We start from the raw sequence: 15,107 nt of genomic DNA on the forward strand, positions 1-15,107 counted from the left end.
TGACATTGCGTGTTAAAATAGAGTGAAAGTTTTATGGACACTAGATTTACTATTTGTAGTAAAGTACGGAAAAGAAAGGATCGTTATTTGTGAAACAAGTGAAGTTTATACATGCGGCTGATTTGCATTTGGATAGTCCGTTTAAAGGGATGGAGATGAATGTACCGCAGTCTGTTTGGGAGAGAATGAAGCAAAGTACGTTTGAATCGTTCGAACGTATTATTGATAAAGCGATTCAAGAGCGCGTTGATTTCGTATTACTAGCCGGGGATTTGTATGATGCGGAGACGAGAAGTTTGAGGGCGCAAGTGTTTGTGCGTGAGCAAATGAAGAGACTTTCGCAGTACGATATCCCTGTTTTTATTATTCACGGTAACCATGATCATTTAGGGGGAAGCTGGGCAGCGATTGAGTTTCCGGAAAATGTTCATGTGTTTACAGAGCCTTATGTAGAAGAGAAATCATTTTATAAAAATGGAGAGCTATTAGCTTCTATTTACGGGTTTAGTTATTTGCAGCAAGCGGTAACGGATAATATGACAGCGCAGTATACGAAAATGAGTGATGCGCCTTTTCATATTGGCATGCTTCACGGAAGTGTGGAAGGAGATGCAGAGCATAATCACTATGCACCGTTTCAAATTCGTGAGCTGAAAGAAAAGCAGTTTGATTATTGGGCTCTTGGCCATATACATAAACGTGAAATTTTATCAGAAGAGCCATATATTATTTATTCGGGGAACATACAAGGGCGTCATCGTAAGGAAACAGGTGAGAAGGGTGCGTACCTTATTGAACTTACGAAACAAGGAACGCATTGCTCATTTTTCCATACGGCGGATGTTGTATGGGATGAGATAGAAGTAAATATTGATGGGCTTGAAACTGTCGATGACCTTATGACGGCAGCATCAAGTGCGATGAATGAGTGCCGAAGAGAAGAGGAAGGGACGCTACTAACTGTCGTATTCACAGGACAAGGCCCACTTTCTCCTTATTTGCGTGATGAAAAGCGTGTGGAAGAGATTTTTCATATTTTAGCGTCTGGCGAAGAGCGAAAAGATTTCGTATATGCAATGAAGTGGAAAAATGAGACGGTTTCTTTTGCGGAAATCGAACGTTTGAAAGCGGAAAATCATTTCGTCGGTAGTGTGCTAAAAGAGTTAGAGGCTTTCACCAATATGGACGGCGTGTTGCGCACGATTTGGACATCTCCTGTAGCGCGTAATAGTATTGAATCTTTTACAGAGGAAGAGAAGAGAGAGATTCAAAAGGAAGCGGAAAATATTATTTTAGAGCAATTATTCCAGCAAGAGAGGGATAAGAAATGAGAATTGAAAAACTCCATATTTATGGGTACGGAAAATTAGAAAATGTGGAAATGGATCTGTCAATGTTGACGGTGTTATACGGTGAAAATGAAGCGGGCAAATCGACAATTCGCTCATTTATGAAAAGTATTTTATTTGGTTTTCCGACGAGAGGACAGCGCCGTTATGAGCCGAAAGAAGGCGGCAAGTATGGCGGTGCGATGACTGTGCAAACAGAGAAGTATGGTCGTTTGAAAATTGAACGATTGCCAAAGACGGCAGCTGGTGAGGTAACCGTTTATTTTGAAGACGGGAAAACGGGCGGCGAGGAGATTTTACACGATATATTAAGCGGAATGAATGAAAGTTTATTCGAATCGGTCTTTTCTTTTGATATGCACGGTCTTCAAAACATCCATCAGCTTGGCGAATCGGATATCGGCAATTATTTATTTTCGGCAAGTGCAGTTGGAAGTGATGCATTATTGCAGCTCGATAAAAAGTTAGAAAAAGAAATGGATCAGCGTTTTAAGCCGAGTGGTCGTAAGCCGGAAATTAACGTGTCACTGCAAGAGATGAAGAAGCTTGAAGAGAAGATGAAAGAATGGCAAGGGAAAATTGGCACGTATGAAAAACAGGTCGAGCAGTTAAAAGAAAGTGAAGAGAAGCTTGTTTCTGTTCGTGCAGAAAAAGAGAGTGCGGAAAAACGAAAGCAAGATTATGAAATATTAGCAGCGCTTGAGCCGCTCGTTATTGAAAAGCGTGCGCATGAGAAAATATTAGAAAAAGAGAATGGGCAGTTTCCGGTAAACGGAATGGCGCGTTATGAAGCGATTAAGGCGAAAATAGAGCCGCTCCAATTACAAGTTGATTCACTCCATAAAAAAATAACGAATGTGCAATCGGAAATGGAATCGATTCAAATAGATGAAGAGTTTTTACAAAAAGAAAGTTACGTGGAAGAACTTCGTATGCAGCATATGTCTTACGAAAATGCACGCCAAGAAATGCGTGATATGACAGGAACGATTACGAATATAAAAGAAGAACTGGCAGAACTAGAGCAACAAATTGGTGCTACTTTTGAAAAAGAAACAGTCCTTTCGTTTGATATGAGTTTGGCAACGAAAGAATTGATTACGCAAACAGTGCAAAAGGCACGCGAGTTAGAAACACAAAAAGTACAGCTTGATGATCGCTTTAAAGTAGCGCAGGAGCAATTAGAAGAACAAGAAGAAAACATAAGACAGATTAAGCAACAAATGTTAGCGGATGAAGAACGAAACACGTTAGTTGAGAAAGAAAAATCATTTCAAGATGCGGCGTTTATCGGTATGGGCGCTGAGCGAATGAAGCGCAAGTATGAGGAAAAAGCAGGAGCGGCGATGCAAAAGAAAAAACAGTGGCAAAGGGTTTGTCTTCTGTTACTTCTTATTAACACAGGCATTTTATTCACGAGCTTATTTATGGACAACCGCCCGCTCTTATTTATTAGCGTCATTGTTTTTGTAGGAATTGTTCTTGCCCTTGTTTTATATAAAGATCCGTCAAGTGGATTACAAGAAGAACTTCTAACTCTTCAGCAAAGTGCTGGCGGGAGACAAAGTGAAGAAGCGATGTCTGTGCGCTATCAATTAGAAAAAGACGAAGAGGTTCGTAAGCTATTTGAACGAGAGTCTTATAAATTGCAGCAGATGGAGCGAGCATATGATAAAGTCGTTTCATCGTATGAGGAATGGGAGAGAGAGACGTTCCGCGTCAGCGAACAAGTAGATGCATATAAAACGCGCTATATGTTCCCTGATTTTTATACGTATGCGCACATATTGCCGGCGTTTGAGCGTATGGAAAAAATGCAGCAATTATACCGTGAATTAGAGAAGCAAGGCGCGCGGAAATCTTCATTATATGAAATGATTTCACAATTTGAACATAAACTAGAAACTGTTATCGGTAGCGTGGAGTATAGTAAGCTGCACGCAGCACAAAGTCGTATGCAACATGAGAAAGAGAAGCGCCAAACTTGTAAGCAGTTAAAAGAGAAGCTAGCTGAATGGCAAGAAGAATATGAGTTCATGCAGGAGCAATTGAAACAACTATTAGTAGAACGAGATGGATTATGGCATATCGCAGATTCTACAGATGAAGAGATGTTTTTAGAAGCAGGTAAACTGGCAGAAAAACGTGAAGATGCTGAGAAACAAGTAGGGCGTTTATTACCGCAAATTGATCTTTTAGAACAGCGCTTAACGAATTTATCATTAGCTGAACATTATGAAGCTGACGGTTATGATGAAAAATTAAAGCAAGAAATCACAGCCGCGCAAAACTGTCTTACGAAAGAGAAAGAACTGACAGAGCGCATTGCGAAACATCGTATGGAAATTGCGAATTTAGAAGAAGGTAGTACGTACGGTGATTTAATGCACGAATGGGAAATGAAAAAAGCGCAAGTGCGTGAACAAGTGAAGAAATGGGCTGCTTATGCGACCGCAAAGACAGTGTTAACAAAAACGAAGCAATATTATCATGAAGTACATCTTCCTCGTATTTTACAAAAATCAGAAGAGTATTTCATCTATTTAACAGGCGGACGATATAGTAAAATCTTTTCACCGTCAGAGGCGGAACCTTTTATTGTGGAACGTAACGACGGTATGCGTTTTTACAGTCATGAACTAAGCCAAGCGACAGCAGAGCAGTTATATTTATCGTTACGATTTGCATTAGCGAAAACATTCGAGCATGATTATCCATTTATTACTGATGATAGTTTCGTGCATTTCGATGCGATAAGAACGAATCGCACAATTGAACTAATAAAGGAAATTGCGAAAGATAGACAAGTCATCTTCTTTACATGTCACGCTCATTTATTATCGTTCTTTACAGAAAAGCAGATTATAAAATTAACACATAAGCGTAAAGAAAATGAGTTGTAATGTGCTATACTAAAAGTAACTGATTTGGTGGAGGAATTCGAATGAAAAAGAAAATTGCAGAATATGAAGTTGGTGAACAAGTCGATGTTTTCTTGTTAATTAAAACAGCGACAAAAGGTCTAGCAAGCAATGGGAAGCCGTTTTTAACAGTAATCCTACAAGATCCAAGTGGAGATATTGAAGCGAAGCTATGGGACGTATCACCAGAAGTTGAGAAACAATATGTAGCGGAAACGATCGTTAAAGTAGCTGGAGATATTCTAAACTACAAAGGACGTATTCAATTACGTGTGAAACAAATCCGAGTTGCGAATGAAAATGAAGTAACAGATATCTCGGACTTCGTAGAAAAAGCACCAGTGAAAAAAGAAGATATGGTCGAGAAAATTACGCAATACATATTTGAAATGAGAAACCCGAACATTCAGCGTCTAACAAGACATTTATTAAATAAGCATCAAAACGAATTTTTAGACTATCCAGCAGCGACAAAGAACCATCACGAGTTCGTATCTGGACTAGCTTATCACGTCGTATCGATGCTTGATTTAGCGAAAGCTATTGCGGCTTTATACCCATCGTTAGATAAAGATTTACTATATGCAGGCGTTATTTTACATGACCTTGGTAAAGTAATCGAATTATCTGGCCCAATTTCTACAACATACACGTTAGAAGGAAATTTACTTGGCCACATTTCTATTATGGTGAACGAAATTGGTAAAGCAGCAGACGAGCTACAAATCGATGCAGAAGAAGTATTAATTCTTCAACACATCGTTCTTTCTCACCACGGAAAAGCAGAATGGGGTAGCCCAAAACCGCCATTAGTAAGAGAAGCAGAAATTCTGCATTACATCGATAACTTAGATGCAAAAATGAACATGATGGACCGTGCATTAGGACGCACAAAACCAGGTGAATACACTGAGCGTGTCTTTGCTCTTGATAATCGTTCGTTCTATAAGCCGTCGTTCCATAATTAATAGTGTGAATAAAGTGGCCTCATTAAGTGTTAATACGCTTAGTGAGGCTGTTTTTTTTATTAAAAATGAAATAGTTAAAAGGAAATAAGTGAAGAAGAGTCATTGCAAAGGGTAAGTTCTAAACATGCAAAAAAATGAGTTAGAACAGAAATTATTACAAGAAGAGGTGTCAAAGGACTTATATAGTTTAAAGGGTCGATTACCAAACGAATCGTATTGTTTCAATGAACAGGATGGAGTATGGGAAGTATATTATAGTGAGCGAGGAACAAAGAGTAATCTTAAGACATTTAATTCTGAGGCAGAGGCATGTGAATACTTCTATACTAGTTTAATTGAGATGTTAAAAGGGATGGGTGTAATTTAAACCTGAAATAAAAGGGCATTTCCGTTTGGGGATGCCCTTTTATTTTATTAGCTTAATTGCACATAGGTTCTATGTGCAATTAAGCAGATTTTATTTCACACAAACATTGTTATACTAATCTAAAATTTCCGTATTTACATTTTTTTCTTTTTATCTCATAATTTTAATTGGGGAAAGGGAGGAAAGAAATGGTTCAAATCAAAGTGACACCTGAAATGCTAGAAGAAGTTGCTAATCGTGCAAGTAATACCCGAATCGCATTAGAATCTATACATAATAATTTATGTAATGAAATAGATTATTTGTGTTTCCAATGGATTGGTGCCTCTAATCAACAATTCGTTCAAATGTTCAATGATGCGAGACCAAAAGCTTTTACATCTATCAATTCAATTATACAAGTAGGAGAAGATTTGAAACGAATCGCTGAAAAATTTCGCAATGCGGATAATCAAGATGTTACAATGGAAGAAGGTGCAATGTGCGGTAAACCTTCTTCGGAGGAAAAAGGATTTGATGGTGGAAAATTAGCTCGTGACATAACTGGAGAATTGACCGGTGAATATGATCTCAGACGTGTTTGGGATGGCGTAGATCCCTCGACAGGCGAGAAAATTTCATGGTTGGATCGAGTTGGAGCTGGTGGAATGATGGTTTTGGGTATTACACCAGTTGGAAAACTTGCTAAGGTTGCTAAAGGTGCTAAGATGACTGCCAAGGCTGTTGAAAGCGCTAAGGCAGCTGAAGCTGCTAAATCTATTAGGGCTGCTGAAAATTATAAAAACCATCTTGAAAGACAAGATAAAGTATTATCTCGTAATGGTGCATACCGAAAAGCGAAACGTGATGCCGCAATTCCTAATTCTACTCCGCATCAAAAACCTGTTCATGTGTATGATGGAACAAGTGAAAATAGATGGGTAGAGGAATATACTAATTTTAAGGGGCAAAAGAGATTTATTGTTGAGCATCAAGAAGATAAAATGGGAAGAGGTCCTCATTTTCATATTGCAACAAATAGAAAAGGGAATCCAATGGATAAAGGAAGATATAATCAGCTTGACGGACATTATCCAGAAGATTTTGTCGGGTATAAAAAACAGGAAAAAAAATAAAAAATTAAAGGTGTGAAAAAGTTTGAGTAATTTAAATAAAAGTCGCATGGAGATTCTTAAAAGAAAAGCTCGAAGAAAAGAACTTATAAATGAACTATCTAGTCTTGTTACTGTTTCTGAAGAATCATTTATGGATGCCGAAACAAATGATTTATTTTGTAAAGGATTATTTAGTAAGCTAGAAAAAGTTTCAGACAAAAAGAAAATTGGTGATACCAATTATAAAGAAAATAGAAAGCTCTCAATAGAGCTATTAAGTGAACTTATTAATAGCATTAATTTCCCAGTTAACCAAGGGAGATTATTTTTCTTTACAGAATATGACCTTGAAGCAGTTGAACTGAATATTGATGAAATATTTGATAATTTAGAGGATTTATCAATCAAATCAGGTTTTTTAATTGGCAGTGGAGATTTTGTATTAGTTGGTGATGATTTAGATTTCGGCTTATGTATTGAGAGAACGGAATATTACTATGAATTCAGTATGTGGGGATTAGCGAAAATTTAAAGTATGACAATAAACAAAACCACCTTTTTAATAGGTGGTTTTGTCTACTATTTCACATATAAAGTGGCTTCATTTTCCACAACTTCAACCTAGAAATCAGGAAATCATTTTCCTCGGACAACTCTAAACATGAAATTCAATATAAATAAAGGGGGCCTTATTTATGGCAATATGTTTATTAATGACTAAAGAATTTGAGAATGAAGAGATAGTTGTTTATCAATACTATCCTTCTGAATCACCCGCTAAAATAGGTAAGATGCACTATAATAAAAAGGAACGAATGTTTTATGACATAGAGCAAGCTCCAGTGGATTCCTTAAATATGAGAGAACATTATTTTAATTGTGCGTGTACTAGGATTGTGCGATGTCTTAGAAAGAACGAAGAATTTCCAGATAGCATGGCATATGAAGCATAATGAAACGAACATAAAAAAAGCCGCTCAACAGGACGGCTCTTATCTTACTTAACCTCATACCACCAACATCTACGATTAAGGTATCCTTTCAATCCATTAAGTTGCCCATCTGGTGTTTCATAGGGGGAGAAAGCTCCTGATTTGATGATGTTTTGTTTTGCTGATGGCGTTGCAACTTTAATCTAGAGTGACTGTTCTTTTCGCCACTAATGTTTTTAATATTTACTAAACCATTCTCTAGTCCAAAATGCTATGCAATAAAAAAATGTCTCGAATTTGAGATATTTCACTTGCTTTTTAATCACTTGAGGTGTAAAGTGATAGTAACGAAAGCGATTGAGTCATATGAAAAACATACACTCAGTTGCTTTCGAGTTAAAAACGAAAGTAACTTATGCAGTAAAAACTACGATAAATTTACAAAAACATAATTAAGAATAAATTGAAACGCTAAAAACCATATTAGTTGTGGGAAATGTTATTTTTTTAGTTGTCACTTGACTAGTAAAACGAAGCGGAGGAATAAACAATGTATGAAATTAAAGGGCATCATCACATTTCAATGGTTACGAAAAATGCAAATGAAAATAATCACTTTTATAAAAATGTACTTGGCTTACGTCGTGTGAAAATGACAGTAAACCAAGATGATCCATCAATGTATCACTTATTTTATGGAGATAAAACAGGAAGTCCAGGTACGGAATTATCGTTTTTCGAAATTCCTTTAGTAGGAAAAACGTACCGCGGTACGAATGCCATTACTCGAATTGGATTACTAGTTCCTTCCGAGGAAAGCTTGCATTACTGGAAAGAACGATTTGAAGAATTTGGTGTGAAACATAGTGAAATGACAACATATGCAAATCGTCCTGCTTTGCAATTTGAGGATGCTGAAGGTCTTCGCTTAGTACTACTCGTTTCAAACGGAGAAAAAGTAGAGCACTGGGAAACTTGGGAGAAATCAGAAGTTCCTGCAAAGCATCAAATTCAAGGAATGGGTTCTGTGGAAATGACAGTTCGTAGACTTGATAAAATGGCGAGTACACTTACAGAGATGTTTGGTTATACAGAGGTTAGCCGCAGCGAAGAGGAAGCAATTTTTCAGTCCATTAAAGGAGAGGCTTTTGGAGAAATCGTTGTGAAATATTTAGATGGTCCTACTGAAAAACCGGGCCGTGGTAGCATTCACCATTTAGCAATTCGTGTGAAAAATGATGCAGAGCTTGCTTATTGGGAAGAACAGGTGATACAAAGAGGTTTCCAATCTTCAGGAATCATCGACCGTTTCTATTTTAAAAGCTTATATTTCCGCGAATCAAACGGAATTCTATTTGAAATTGCGACAGATGGACCAGGATTTACAGTTGATGGAGATGTGGAACATTTAGGAGAAAAACTTGATTTACCACCGTTCTTAGAAGATCAGCGTGCAGAGATTGAAGCGAATTTAGCACCTATTGAAGAGAAGTAATAGAAGAGAAAAGATAAAATAAAATTTAAAACCATCGGAGGAATATAAAATGAACCAATTAAAAGGAATTCACCACGTTACAGCGATTACAAGTAGTGCAGAAAAAAACTATGAGTTTTTCACTCACGTTTTAGGAATGCGTTTAGTTAAAAAAACAGTAAACCAAGATGATATTCAAACTTACCATTTATTCTTTGCAGATGATAAAGGTAGTGCAGGAACAGATATGACATTCTTTGACTTCCCAGGTATTCCAAAAGGAGTACACGGTACAAATGAAATTTCAAAAACGTCATTCCGAGTGCCAACTGATGCAGCGTTAGCATATTGGGTGAAACGCTTTGACCGTCTTGAAGTAGAACATACAGGCATTAAAGAGCAATTTGGTAAGAAAACTCTTTCTTTCGTTGATTTCGATGATCAACACTATCAATTAATTTCTGATGAATTAGATAAAGGAATCGAATCAGGTACACCATGGCAAAACGGTCCAGTTCCATTAGAATATGCAATTACTGGTTTAGGACCTGTATTCATCCGTATTGCAAACTTTAGTTTCTTCAAAGAAGTGTTAGAAAAAGTTCTATTATTTAAAGAGGTTGCGCAAGAAGGAGAATTCTATTTATTTGAAGTAAACGAAGGTGGAAATGGTGCATCTGTTATTGTAGAACATAATACGGTTCTTCCAGAAGCACGACAAGGTTTTGGTACAGTGCACCATGCTGCATTCCGCGTAGAAGATCGCGCTGTATTAGAAGAATGGATTGAGAGAATCAGTAGCGTAGGGCTTCCTTCATCTGGCTATGTAGACCGTCACTTCTTCGAGTCATTATACGCAAGAGTTGCACCACAAATCTTATTTGAATTTGCAACAGACGGCCCAGGATTTATGGGAGATGAGCCATACGAAACACTTGGCGAAAAATTATCGTTACCTCCATTCCTAGAGCCAAAACGTGAAGAAATCGAAAAATTAGTTCGTCCAATTGATACAGTGAGAAGTACGAAGGAATTTATTAAAGAGTAAAAAATAGAGATAGTAAGTAGGAGGGCAAGTAGTTTTAGCTGATAGCTGAAATTACTTGCTTTTTTTATTTTCGCTTTATAAGTATATTGAATAAAATAATTGACTTACTTTTTATATGTAACTATAATAGTTACAAAGTAATCTTTAATAATGGTAGTGAGTAATATTTTTTTGGTATAATTGTAACTGGTATGGTTACAATTAAAATTAATCATAAAATAACCAAAAAATGTAAAAACTTTAAATAGCAATTTGAGAAAGGAGACGGGAATGTTGAAACGGTTTAAGTTTTATTTGATTAGCGGTATTGTGCTCGTTTTGTTAATTGTTTGTAACTTCGTTGATAAGCCGATTGCGAAGGTTGGAGAAGTGAAAGATACTGTTATGGTGAAGATAAATACGAAAGAGAGTATGGCGCAGATTGACGGACAGACAATTTATTTTAAGCAAATTGGTGAGGGAAAACCACCTTTACTTATGCTTCATGGGTTTGGTGGTTCATCTGATGGATTTAGTGATATTTATCCGGAACTGGTGAAGGATCACACGATTATAGCGGTTGATATTTTAGGATTTGGGCGTTCATCTAAGCCGGTTGATTTTCAGTATTCGTTTCCTGCGCAAGTGAATTTATATTATAAGTTAATGAAGAAGCTCGGATACGATCAGTTTGCGGTGCTCGGTCATTCAATGGGCGGAGAGATGTCCCTTAATTTAGCGTATTTATATCCGGACGCAGTGACGCATCTCGTTTTAGCAGATTCTACAGGAATTGAGTCTTTCCAGCAAAAAGAAAGTTATGAAGTGCCGCCGCTATCGACAGACTTACAAACGGTAACAGAGATTACGGACTATAATAAAAATGCAGTGAAAAATAGTCGCGACGATAAAGAGCATTATGATCAGCTTACGAAAATGAGAGAGCGCCGCATTGCGATGGAAGCCGATAAAATTAAGGTGCCGACTTTAATTTTATGGGGACGACACGATAAGAGCGTTTCCTGGAAAAATGGTGAACTGTATCACCAGCTATTTGCAAATAGTACGTTCCATATTATTGAAAAAGGATATCATGCGCCGTTTCGCCAGGAACCAATTGAGTTTATGGAGTATGTACAAGCGTTCTTCGCGAAGAATCCACAATAAAATTTTAAGCATAAATGCACTTCTTTCCTCATACAGTGAAACTAATAAGGCTTGTCTAAGGAAAGGAATGAAGTTGAGTGGAAACTTTACCATGGTGGGTGTATCTTGTAATCGTTGGGATCGTATTAAGTGGCTACATGGTTTTATATACTTCAAAAAAAGAGCAAGAGATGGATAATGAGTTTATTGAAAAAGAAGGCGAAGTTTATATGAAGCGCTTAGAAGAAGAGCGAGAGAAACGTAATCAGGATAGTGATAAGGATTCTGTATTGCTTTAATAGAAATTTTGAAATGCTACCACCTAGTAGAACTTTACATATAGGTGGTAGCATTTTTTCTTTATACGAAATTCATCATGAACTTTTATTGATGGTATTTATATATTTTTTTCCTCATAAGAATGGAACTAGCGGGGTATTTTACTGGGGGGGATTAACAATGCATAGAGATGAAACTACATTACATCCTGATACAGGTGTTACATCTGTAATGTTTGTTGAGCGTTCATTAAATGAAATTCGTTTTTGGTCTAGAATCATGAAGGAGCATTCTCTTTTTCTTCGCTTGGGATTTAGATGCGAGGATACGCAACTAATCGAAGAGGCGAATCAATTTTATCGATTGTTTGAACATATCGAACAAATAGCGCATTCCTATACAAATGAAACAGATCCTGAGCAAATCAAAAGATTTAATGCAGAAGTACAACAAGCCGCAACTAATATTTGGGGATTTAAACGAAAAATTTTAGGATTGATTCTCACATGTAAATTGCCAGGACAAAATAACTTTCCACTGTTAGTTGACCATACAAGTAGGGAAGCTGATTATTTTAGAAAACGTTTAATGGAATTAAATGAAGGAAAATTAGATGCCCTTCCTGATGCTATTATTAAAGAAAATGTTTTCTTTTTGAGGATTATGGCAGACCATGCTAAATTTATTGGTCATCTTCTTGATCCATCAGAAAGAAAGCTTGTAGATACAGCACGGAATTTTAGCAATGATTTTGATGCATTAATGTATCAAGCAATTGACTTAGAATCTATGAAACCACAATCCCAAACAGTCCCTCTTTTAGATCAATTTTTAGATCAAAATCGTGTGTCGGTTGCATCTCTTCGGGATTTTAAGAAAACAGCACGTGATTTAATTGAGCAATGTAAAATAAAGAGTATCATCCACCCATTATTGGCAGACCACGTTTTCCGTGAAGCTGATAGATTTCTTGAAATCATTGATATGTATGATGTTCATCTTACAAATATTCAATCACAACCTAGATATTAGAAGATAAGGAAAGATACTATTTTGCTTTCAGCTGACAAGTTAACAATGTATTGTTAGCTTCTTTTTTTTTGATGAAAAGGTTTGAAAATGAAACTTTACGTTATTCTTTGTGGAGAATGATAATAAAGGATAACGTATTTTTTATGCCTCATTTAGTCTTTATTAGTATTAATTCTTTGTATTATTGTTCGGGAAATTATTATAGAAGAAAAATATATGGAATTGACACAATACATAGCGCAATTACAACCTGTAACGCACAAGTTGCACAGGCTATGCAACGACAACTCGCTTTACTCTTCATCATGTATTTGTCCATACTAGGCGTAGAGAGGTGATAAACACAGTATGATTTTTAGTGAACGCTTAAAACAAGAACGAGAGAAACGAAATTGGTCGCAAAGTGATTTGGCTGAAAAAATTCATGTAAGTAGGCAGTCTGTTTCGAAATGGGAGACGGGAAAGAACTATCCGAGCATTGAAATTATTATTCATTTAAGCGATTTGTTCGGTATTACGATTGATGAATTGCTAAGGAGTGATGAAGAGTTGACACAGAAAGTTATTGAAGATAGTAAGCAGTTAGCGTATCCAAAATGGAAGGTGTTTTTTGATAGCTTATTTATGATGGGCGTATTTTTGTTTATTACAAAAATCGTTGTGTGGATGTTAAATAAGTTTGCAGGAGCGAGTATTACAATTATAGCGGATGCACCGTATGTAATGAATTTTTTACCGCTCTTATTAATGGTTATAGGTGGTATGGGATCTGATAAGTTGAAGAAAATATATAGGTAAGAGAAAGTTTTGAAAGAAATCCCCGACACTAGCTGTTCTTTTCACTTAAATTGTGTACTATAAAGGATAGGATGACATAAAGAAGGGGACATATAGAATGGAATTTCATGAACAAAAGATTTTGCCGGCAGTGAGGCAAATTAAAGATTTGGAGAAGTTACTACATAGTTCGTATGAATATATCGTTATTTTAGATATTCATGTCGGTCAATTGAAGAGTGTTATATCACTTGCGAAGCAATATTGTAAAAAGGTGTTTTTACATGTGGATTTAATTCATGGTTTGCAGAGTGATGGGCATGCGACGGAGTATTTATGCCAGGAATTTAGACCATACGGGTTACTTTCGACAAAGGCGAGCGTAATTATGAAGGCGAAGCAAAAAGGTGTTGTGGCAATTCAGCGTATCTTTTTAATCGATTCGAGTGCAATGGAGAAGAGTTGCAATCTTTTAGAAAAGACGAAGCCAGATTATATAGAGGTGCTTCCAGGGGCAATGACGGACATTATCGCTGAAGTGAAAGAGCGTACTGGTGTACCGATTTTGGCGGGTGGTTTTATTCGTACAGTTGATGATGTGGAGAAAGCGTTAAATGCTGGTGCGACAGCAATTACGACATCAAAACGCGAACTATGGAAACATTACCAAAAAAAGTGACGAAAATGTGAAAAAATTCTGTTGACACCGCTTTCATGAGAGGTTAACATTATAGACAAGTTAATAAACGTGACGGAGAAAAGTAGAGATCCACATTTCATTGTTTCTATATAAACTTATATAGAAGCGTGCAAAGCTGTGGGTCTTTTTCTTTTGACAAAAACGAATGGCCATTCATTTTACCTCTATCACATTTGGAAGCGTTTAAATTGATTGTGGAGGGATACTATGTCAGCATTTTTAGGAGAGTTAGTAGGGACTGCGTTGTTAATCTTACTTGGTGGTGGCGTTTGTGCTGGTGTAAGTTTAAAGAAGTCGTTTGCGAAAGATTCTGGTTGGATTGTTATTACGATGGGATGGGGCTTAGCAGTAGCGGTTGCAGCGTATGCGGTTGGATCAATTAGTGGGGCACATTTGAATCCGGCTTTAACGATAGGATTAGCATTTAAGGGAGCGTTCCCATGGAGTGACGTACCAGGTTATATCGCAGCACAAATGATTGGGGCAATTATCGGGGCAGTTCTTGTATATTTACATTACTTACCACACTGGAAAGAAACAGAAGATGCAGGAACAAAATTAGGTGTATTTGCAACAGGTCCAGCAATTCCGAACACATTTGCAAACCTTTTAAGTGAAATGATTGGAACATTCGTTTTAGTATTTGGTATATTAGCAATTGGTGCAAATAAATTTGCAGATGGATTAAATCCATTTATCGTAGGTTTCTTAATTGTAAGTATTGGTTTATCATTAGGTGGAACGACAGGATATGCAATCAACCCAGCACGTGATTTAGGTCCGCGTATCGCGCACTTCTTCCTTCCGATTGCAGGAAAAGGCGGTTCAAACTGGAAGTATGCATGGATTCCAGTAGTAGGTCCGATTTTAGGTGGATCACTTGCAGGATTATTCCATCAAGTTGTATTTGAAGGAAAACAAAACGCAGCACTTATTTATGTGATTATTGCAACTGTGATTGTACTAGCAATCTCTTATATGACAAGCAAAAAAAGTGGAAGCAATACAAATAGTAGAAAAGTAGCATAAGGGGGAAACCGA

General features: G+C 36.9%; 15 protein-coding genes and 1 pseudogene. 15 read left to right on the forward strand and 1 reads right to left on the reverse strand.

Annotated elements, in window-relative coordinates:
- Nucleotides 1-89 precede the first annotated feature (89 nt).
- The 7 genes from ACYVEC_RS07425 to ACYVEC_RS07455 all read left to right on the forward strand — a co-directional run bounded on the left by ACYVEC_RS07425 (nt 90) and on the right by ACYVEC_RS07455 (nt 7,652).
- Nucleotides 90-1,331, forward strand: a complete 1,242-nt coding sequence (locus ACYVEC_RS07425) for a metallophosphoesterase family protein (protein WP_098555172.1) — start codon at nt 90-92, stop codon at nt 1,329-1,331.
- Nucleotides 1,328-4,252, forward strand: coding sequence for an ATP-binding protein (locus tag ACYVEC_RS07430; RefSeq protein ID WP_063221987.1), 2,925 nt, complete (start codon nt 1,328-1,330; stop codon nt 4,250-4,252). The genes ACYVEC_RS07425 and ACYVEC_RS07430 overlap by 4 nt, the downstream gene beginning before the upstream one ends.
- Before the next feature lie 41 nt (nt 4,253-4,293).
- Nucleotides 4,294-5,238, forward strand: a complete 945-nt coding sequence (gene yhaM / locus ACYVEC_RS07435; protein WP_063221986.1) for a 3'-5' exoribonuclease YhaM — start codon at nt 4,294-4,296, stop codon at nt 5,236-5,238.
- A gap of 124 nt (nt 5,239-5,362) precedes the next feature.
- On the forward strand, nt 5,363-5,605 hold the full coding sequence (locus ACYVEC_RS07440) for a hypothetical protein (protein ID WP_063221985.1): 243 nt from the start codon (nt 5,363-5,365) through the stop codon (nt 5,603-5,605).
- 188 nt (nt 5,606-5,793) lie between these two features.
- Complete coding sequence (locus ACYVEC_RS07445; protein WP_098555199.1) at nt 5,794-6,720, forward strand: WXG100 family type VII secretion target; 927 nt, start codon at nt 5,794-5,796, stop codon at nt 6,718-6,720.
- Between the two features lie 22 nt (nt 6,721-6,742).
- The gene (locus ACYVEC_RS07450; RefSeq protein ID WP_000067596.1) at nt 6,743-7,231 is read left to right on the forward strand and encodes a YxiF family protein; all 489 of its coding nucleotides are present in this window, start codon (nt 6,743-6,745) and stop codon (nt 7,229-7,231) included.
- A 163-nt stretch (nt 7,232-7,394) separates the two neighbouring features.
- The gene (locus ACYVEC_RS07455) at nt 7,395-7,652 is read left to right on the forward strand and encodes a hypothetical protein (RefSeq protein WP_087985658.1); all 258 of its coding nucleotides are present in this window, start codon (nt 7,395-7,397) and stop codon (nt 7,650-7,652) included.
- A 44-nt stretch (nt 7,653-7,696) separates the two neighbouring features.
- Here the strand turns inward: ACYVEC_RS07455 and ACYVEC_RS07460 are convergent.
- Nucleotides 7,697-7,813, reverse strand: a pseudogene (locus tag ACYVEC_RS07460) (N-acetylmuramoyl-L-alanine amidase C-terminal domain-containing protein); the annotation flags it as partial.
- Between the two features lie 368 nt (nt 7,814-8,181).
- On the opposite strand from ACYVEC_RS07460, the gene ACYVEC_RS07465 reads away from it, so the two are divergent.
- The 8 genes from ACYVEC_RS07465 (at nt 8,182) to glpF (ending at nt 15,095) form a co-directional block, all read left to right on the forward strand.
- Entirely contained in the window at nt 8,182-9,126 is a 945-nt protein-coding gene (locus ACYVEC_RS07465; protein WP_063222415.1) for a ring-cleaving dioxygenase, read from the forward strand.
- A 49-nt stretch (nt 9,127-9,175) separates the two neighbouring features.
- Nucleotides 9,176-10,153 carry a ring-cleaving dioxygenase gene (locus ACYVEC_RS07470; RefSeq protein ID WP_001072540.1) on the forward strand — a complete coding sequence of 326 codons (978 nt, stop codon included), beginning with the start codon at nt 9,176-9,178 and terminating at the stop codon, nt 10,151-10,153.
- A gap of 273 nt (nt 10,154-10,426) precedes the next feature.
- Nucleotides 10,427-11,299: an alpha/beta fold hydrolase gene (locus ACYVEC_RS07475; RefSeq protein WP_460506403.1), complete on the forward strand. Its 873-nt coding sequence runs from the start codon at nt 10,427-10,429 to the stop codon at nt 11,297-11,299.
- 77 nt (nt 11,300-11,376) lie between these two features.
- On the forward strand, nt 11,377-11,577 hold the full coding sequence (locus ACYVEC_RS07480; protein WP_000449229.1) for a sporulation YhaL family protein: 201 nt from the start codon (nt 11,377-11,379) through the stop codon (nt 11,575-11,577).
- Nucleotides 11,578-11,737: 160 nt separating this feature from the next.
- Nucleotides 11,738-12,589 carry a DUF2935 domain-containing protein gene (locus tag ACYVEC_RS07485; protein ID WP_063222414.1) on the forward strand — a complete coding sequence of 284 codons (852 nt, stop codon included), beginning with the start codon at nt 11,738-11,740 and terminating at the stop codon, nt 12,587-12,589.
- Between the two features lie 348 nt (nt 12,590-12,937).
- Nucleotides 12,938-13,387 (forward strand): helix-turn-helix domain-containing protein, encoded by a 450-nt coding sequence (locus ACYVEC_RS07490; protein WP_063222413.1) that lies wholly within the window; start codon nt 12,938-12,940, stop codon nt 13,385-13,387.
- Between the two features lie 97 nt (nt 13,388-13,484).
- The gene (gene glpP, locus ACYVEC_RS07495) at nt 13,485-14,045 is read left to right on the forward strand and encodes a glycerol uptake operon antiterminator GlpP (RefSeq protein WP_060629825.1); all 561 of its coding nucleotides are present in this window, start codon (nt 13,485-13,487) and stop codon (nt 14,043-14,045) included.
- Between the two features lie 228 nt (nt 14,046-14,273).
- Nucleotides 14,274-15,095, forward strand: coding sequence for a glycerol uptake facilitator protein GlpF (gene glpF / locus ACYVEC_RS07500; RefSeq protein ID WP_063222412.1), 822 nt, complete (start codon nt 14,274-14,276; stop codon nt 15,093-15,095).
- Nucleotides 15,096-15,107 lie beyond the last annotated feature (12 nt).

It is taken from the genome of Bacillus sp. MN7755 (genome assembly GCF_054771475.1).

What these genes read in the sequence shown, in the direction of transcription:
- glpP (WP_060629825.1), top strand. Translation starts at nt 13,485, where the DNA reads ATGGAATTTCATGAACAAAAGATTTTGCCGGCAGTGAGGCAAATTAAA.
- ACYVEC_RS07455 (WP_087985658.1), top strand. Translation starts at nt 7,395, where the DNA reads ATGGCAATATGTTTATTAATGACTAAAGAATTTGAGAATGAAGAGATA.
- ACYVEC_RS07430 (WP_063221987.1), top strand. Translation starts at nt 1,328, where the DNA reads ATGAGAATTGAAAAACTCCATATTTATGGGTACGGAAAATTAGAAAAT.
- glpF (WP_063222412.1), top strand. Translation starts at nt 14,274, where the DNA reads ATGTCAGCATTTTTAGGAGAGTTAGTAGGGACTGCGTTGTTAATCTTA.
- ACYVEC_RS07445 (WP_098555199.1), top strand. Translation starts at nt 5,794, where the DNA reads ATGGTTCAAATCAAAGTGACACCTGAAATGCTAGAAGAAGTTGCTAAT.
- ACYVEC_RS07440 (WP_063221985.1), top strand. Translation starts at nt 5,363, where the DNA reads ATGCAAAAAAATGAGTTAGAACAGAAATTATTACAAGAAGAGGTGTCA.
- ACYVEC_RS07470 (WP_001072540.1), top strand. Translation starts at nt 9,176, where the DNA reads ATGAACCAATTAAAAGGAATTCACCACGTTACAGCGATTACAAGTAGT.
- ACYVEC_RS07485 (WP_063222414.1), top strand. Translation starts at nt 11,738, where the DNA reads ATGCATAGAGATGAAACTACATTACATCCTGATACAGGTGTTACATCT.
- ACYVEC_RS07490 (WP_063222413.1), top strand. Translation starts at nt 12,938, where the DNA reads ATGATTTTTAGTGAACGCTTAAAACAAGAACGAGAGAAACGAAATTGG.
- ACYVEC_RS07465 (WP_063222415.1), top strand. Translation starts at nt 8,182, where the DNA reads ATGTATGAAATTAAAGGGCATCATCACATTTCAATGGTTACGAAAAAT.
- yhaM (WP_063221986.1), top strand. Translation starts at nt 4,294, where the DNA reads ATGAAAAAGAAAATTGCAGAATATGAAGTTGGTGAACAAGTCGATGTT.